6 protein-coding genes are annotated in these 5217 nt (G+C 71.2%); all 6 read right to left on the bottom strand.

Translation table 11 applies throughout. The annotated features are described in order from the left end of the window. Nucleotides 1–193: hypothetical protein (locus D8M35_RS15345; protein WP_202976576.1), on the bottom strand; the 193-nt coding region annotated here is incomplete at its 3' end. Next, on the bottom strand, nucleotides 168–2222 hold the full coding sequence (locus D8M35_RS15340; protein WP_126892611.1) for a flagellar biosynthesis protein FlhA: 2055 nt from the start codon (nucleotides 2220–2222) through the stop codon (nucleotides 168–170). The genes D8M35_RS15340 and D8M35_RS15345, both read right to left, overlap by 26 nt. Beyond that, on the bottom strand, nucleotides 2219–3409 hold the full coding sequence (locus D8M35_RS15335) for a flagellar biosynthesis protein FlhB (RefSeq protein ID WP_126892610.1): 1191 nt from the start codon (nucleotides 3407–3409) through the stop codon (nucleotides 2219–2221). The genes D8M35_RS15340 and D8M35_RS15335 overlap by 4 nt, the downstream gene beginning before the upstream one ends. 6 nt (nucleotides 3410–3415) lie before the next feature. Then, the gene (locus D8M35_RS15330) at nucleotides 3416–4192 is read right to left on the bottom strand and encodes a flagellar biosynthetic protein FliR (RefSeq protein WP_238638267.1); all 777 of its coding nucleotides are present in this window, start codon (nucleotides 4190–4192) and stop codon (nucleotides 3416–3418) included. Between the two features lie 2 nt (nucleotides 4193–4194). Continuing rightward, entirely contained in the window at nucleotides 4195–4467 is a 273-nt protein-coding gene (locus D8M35_RS15325; protein ID WP_126892609.1) for a flagellar biosynthetic protein FliQ, read from the bottom strand. After that, nucleotides 4467–5217 (bottom strand): flagellar type III secretion system pore protein FliP (gene fliP / locus D8M35_RS15320; protein WP_126892608.1); only part of this gene is annotated, 751 nt, incomplete at its 5' end. The genes D8M35_RS15325 and fliP, both read right to left, overlap by 1 nt.

Raw genomic sequence — 5217 nt, 5'->3', positions numbered from 1 at the left:
CGGTCGGCGGGTCGAGCGGGTCGGGCACCTCGACGACGGCCTCGACGTGGGCGCGGCGGAAGAGTCCGCCGATGCCGGGGGTGGACACGCGCTCCGCCGAGACGATCCGGGCGCCGGCGCCGAACTCGGCTCGGAGGGCGTCCCGGACCGCCTCGAGCGTGGGGCCGCTACGCAGCGATCGGGTCGGCGGCACGGACCACTCCCACGGTCTCGATGGTGGAGCCCGCCGCCGTGGCCTCCTGGTAGGAGAGCACGGGCAGGCCGTTCGCCTGCGCCGACACCATGCGGTGCACGGCCGACCGGAGCTGCGGAGCGCAGACGAGCACGGCGGACAGCCCCTGCTCCTCGACGCTGCGCACGGCGTCGCGGAGGGAGCCGAGGACCTGCTCGATGCGGTGCGCGTCGAGCACGATCTGGGTGCCCTGCTCCGACGGACGCAGCCCCTCGAGCATCGACTGCTCGAGCAGCGGGTCGATCATGATGACGCGGAGCGTGCCGGCCTCGGCGTGGCGTGCGGGCAGGGCCGGGCCGAGGGCGGCGCGCGCGGCCTCGACGAGCCCCTCGGGGTCGGTCGACACCTTCGCCCGCAGGGTCAGCGCCTCGCAGATGCGCCCGAGGTCGTTGATCGGCACGCGCTCGGCGAGCAGGCCCTGGAGCACGCGCTGGACCTCGGCGAGGGACAGCATGCCGGGGACGAGCTCCTCGACCGCGGCGGGGTTCACCTGCTTGACACCGTCGGTGAGCACCTTGACGTCCTCGCGGGTGAGCAGTCGTGCGGCGTTGTCGCCGATCACGGCCTGCAGGTGCGTGACGAGCACGGACACGCGGTCGATGACGGTCGCGCCGGTCATCTCGGCGGCGTGCCGGAGCTCGGCGGGGACCCACTTGCCGGCGAGCCCGAACACCGGCTCGACCGTAGCGGTACCCGGGAGCCCGTCGAGCTGGTCGCCCAGTGCGAGCACGCTGCGGGAGGGTGCGGTGCCCCGCCCGGCCTCGACGCCGGCGATGCGGATCGCGTAGGTCGACGGCGGCAGCTCGATGCTGTCCCGGGTCCGGACGGGCGGGACGACGATGCCCATGTCGACCGCGATCTTCCGGCGGAGCGCTCGTACCCGACCGAGCAGGTCGTCGGAGGACCCGGACACCATGTCGACGAGGTCCGGGGCGAGCAGGATCTCGAGCGCGTGCACGCGCATCTGCTCGAGCAGGTCCTCCGGGCTGTCCGACGACGGCGCCGCGGCCTCGAGCGCCTGCTGCTGCTCGACCGCTGCCGCCTGCTGCGCCGCCTGCCGCGAGAGCCGCCAGCCGGCGAACAGCAGTCCGGCGCCGATGAGCAGGAACGGGATGATCGGCATGCCCGGGATGAACCCCATCGCGATGGCGGCCACACCGGCGATCATCAGCGCGTTCCGCGACTGGGTCAGCTGCGTGGTGGCCGACGCACCGATCTCGGTCTCCGCGCCCGACCGGGTGACGATCATGCCCGTGGACACCGCCATGAGCAGCGCGGGGATCTGCGAGACCAGGCCGTCGCCGATCGTGAGGATGCCGTACTTCGACAGCGCGTCGGTGACGGACAGCCCGTTCTGCAGCATGCCGATCGCGACCCCGCCGAGCATGTTGATGACGAGGATGAGGATGCCGGCGATCGCGTCGCCCTTGACGAACTTCGACGCGCCGTCCATCGCGCCGTAGAAGTCGGCCTCGGCGGAGACCGCCGCACGGCGCTCCTTCGCCTCGGCGTCCGTGATGAGCCCGGCGTTCAGGTCGGCGTCGATCGCCATCTGCTTGCCGGGCATGGCGTCGAGGGTGAACCGCGCACCGACCTCGGCGACGCGCTCGGCACCCTTCGTCACGACGACGAACTGGATGACGACGAGGATGAGGAAGACGACGGCGCCGATGATGATCGAGCCGGACACCGCGACGTGGCCGAACGCCTGGATGACGTCTCCGGCGAAGCCCTCGCCGAGCACCAGGCGCGTCGAGGCCACGTTGAGCCCCAGCCGGAAGAGCGTCGCGACGAGCAGCAGCGACGGGAACACCGAGAAGTCGAGCGGCTTCTTCACGAACAGCGTCGTGAGCAGGATCACCAGCGCCAACAGGATGTTCAGGATGATGAGCACGTCGAGCAGGAACGACGGCACGGGCAGGATCAGCAGCAGGACGATGCCGACGATGAAGACCGGGACGGCGAGCTTGGGCAGGTCCTTGCGGTTCATGCGGGTGCCCCTTCGGCAGTGGACGGACGGGTGCGGAGGCGCCGTGGTCGGGCGTCGCCGGTGAGCGTGGTGGGGTCGAGGACGGTCGCGACCTCGTCGGCGGTGGTCGGCGTCGGCGCGGCGTGCGTCCCGGCTGCGGCACCGCGGGCCTTGAGCGCCATGACGAACGAGAGCACCCGGGCGACCGGGGTGTAGAGGTCGACGGGGACCTCCTGCCCGAGCTCGCACGCGGCGTGCAGTGCCCTGGTCAGCGGGACGTCGCGGACGATCGGGACGCGGGACGCCTCGGCGGTGGACCGGATGACGTCGGCGACGGGCCCGGCGCCCTTCGCGACCACCCGGGGCGCGGACTTCCCGGGCTCGTAGCGCAGCGCGACCGCGTAGTGCGTGGGGTTGGTCATGACGACGTCGGCGTCCCCGACCGCGGCGATCATCCGGTTGCGGCTCATCGCGAGCTGGCGGGATCGGCGCTGGCCCTTGACGAGCGGGTCGCCCTCGGTGCGCTTCGACTCGTCCTTGACCTCCTGCTTGGTCATCATCGTGCGCTTCCGGTTGCGGCGCACGACGACGAGGACGTCGACCGCGGCGAGCAGGAGCCCGGCGGCGACGGCGGCGCGGAGCAGGGTGCCGGTGCCCTCCTTCGCCGCGTCGAGGACGGACGACAGCGGCAGCGAACCGCTCGTCATGAGGACGGGCACGAGCGACTGCACGGCGAACCAGAGGACGAGCCCGACGACGGCGGTCTTGAGCAGCGCCTTCACGCCGTTCCAGAGCGCCTGCACGCCGAACACCCGCTTGACCCCGGCGACCGGGTCGAAGTGGTCGGGCTGCGGGGTCATCCTGCGGAAGTGCACGCCACCCTGCGCGACGGACACCGCGGCGACGGCGACCGCGACGACGGCGAGCATCGGGCCGACGGTCGCGGCGACGGACCCGAGCGCGTCGGCCAGTGCCTGCCGGACCGCCGGGATCGTCGGGTCCGCGATGACGTGCTGCACGACACGGAGCTGCTGCTCCCCCGCCCCGGCGGCGTTGCCGATCGCGGCGGGCATGACGAGCGCCGCCGTCGCGATGCCCACCCAGGCACCGAGGTCCTGCGACCGGCCGAGCTGCCCCTTGCGGTGCACCTCCTGCATCCGCTTCTGGGTGGCCTTCTCGGAGCGTTCACCGCTCCCTCCGTCGGACACGTCGCCTCACCCCCGCCCGGTGATCGCGGCGACGGCGTCGCCGGTCAGCGACGACACGACGGCCGGCAGGGCCATGAAGAGCGCTCCGGCGAAGATCACGGTGAGCCCGATCTTGATCGGGAAGCCCATCTGGAACGCGTTGAGCGCCGGTGCCACGCGGGTGAGGAGCCCGAGTCCGACGTCGGCCAGGAAGAGCACGACGACGAGCGGGCCCGCGATCTGCAGCGCCGCGAGGAACATCTGCGACGCGGCGTGCACCAGGACCGAGGCGAAGCCACCGATCGCGAAGGTGCCCGGGGACCCGTCCGCCGCGACCAGGGGCACCGCGTCGAAGGACCGGACGAGCCCGGCCACGATGAGCTGGTAGCCCCCGCTCGCGAAGAGCAGCGCGAGGGACGCCATCTGGAACAGTCGGGTGAACTGCGCGCCGTTCACCTGGGACTGCGGGTCGTACGCCTGCGCCAGGGTGAAGCCGCCGAACAGGTCGATGAGCCCACCGGCGGACTGCACCGCGGCGAACACGAGGTACACGAGGAAGCCGAGCCCGAGGCCGACGAGCAGCTGGGTGAGCAGGGCGAGCAGGAACCCGCCGGTGTCGAGCGCGGTGTACCCGAGACCGACCCGCGGTGCGACGCCGATCGCCAGGCCGAGCCCGAGGATCACCTTCACCGTGCCGGGGAACGCCTTGTACGCGAACGGCGGCGCGATCACGAGGAAGGCGACGAGTCGGACCCCGGCGAGCATGGTGGCTTCGAGCTGGTCCGCGTCGATGGCGAGCTCCACGGCTACGTCCCGAGGAGCTTCGGGATCATGTCGAACGCGACGTGGGTGAACGCGATCATCTCGGCGATCATCCAGTTGCCGCAGACGACCAGCGCGATCGCGACGGCGACGGCCTTCGGCACGAACGAGAGCGTGACCTCCTGGATCTGCGTCACCGACTGGAAGAGCGAGATCGCGAAGCCGACGACGAGCGACGTCACGAGCACGGGGGCGGCGAGCTTGCCCGCGACCATGAGCGCCTGGAGGACCAGGTCGATGACGGCCTGCTGGTTCATCAGTGCACCACCTGGTAGCTCTCGATGAGGGACGTGATGATGAGCCCCCACCCGTCGACGAGGACGAACAGCAGGATCTTGAACGGCAGCGAGATCATCACCGGCGGCAGCATCATCATGCCCATCGACATGAGCGCGGCGGAGACGACCAGGTCGATCACGAGGAACGGGACGAAGATGACGAACCCGATGATGAAGGCGCTGCGGAGCTCGGAGATCACGAACGCCGGGATGACGGTCGTCATCGGCACGGCGTCGAGGTCCTTCGGGTTCGCCTGACCGGCGGCCCGGGTGATGAGCGCGACGTCCTCCTCGCGCGTCTGGTGCAGCATGAACGTCCGCAGCGGCTTCGTGCCGACCTCGACCGCCTTCGCGAAGTCGATGTGCCCGGCGAGGTAGGGCTGCAGGGCGTCGTCGTTGATGTGCCCGAGCACCGGAGCCATCACGAACAGGGACAGGAAGAGCGCGAGCCCGGCGATCACCTGGTTCGGTGGGATGCCCTGCAGCCCGAGCGCGTTCCGGGTCATCGCGAGCACCACGAAGATCTTCGTGAACGACGTCATCATGAGCAGCAGCGCCGGCGCGACGCTGAGCAACGTGATGCCGAGCAGCGTGACGATCGCCGACGACGGGGTGCCGTCGGGGCCGTTCACGCTGACGCTGAAGTCACCGCTCGCGGGCGCCGTCGGGGTGGCCGGCGCGGTCGGGCCGGTGACACCGGCGGCGTGCGCGCCGGTGGTGGTGAGGAGA

It is taken from the genome of Curtobacterium sp. HSID17257 (genome assembly GCF_003989515.1).
GTDB lineage: Bacteria > Actinomycetota > Actinomycetes > Actinomycetales > Microbacteriaceae > Curtobacterium.
The sequence above is the reverse complement of the archived record's forward strand: the minus strand, read 5'-3'. Positions and strand labels throughout refer to the sequence as shown.

Coding starts and splice junctions, on each gene's coding strand:
- D8M35_RS15325 (WP_126892609.1), bottom strand. CDS start 4,467: ATGAACCAGCAGGCCGTCATCGACCTGGTCCTCCAGGCGCTCATGGTC.
- D8M35_RS15340 (WP_126892611.1), bottom strand. CDS start 2,222: ATGAACCGCAAGGACCTGCCCAAGCTCGCCGTCCCGGTCTTCATCGTC.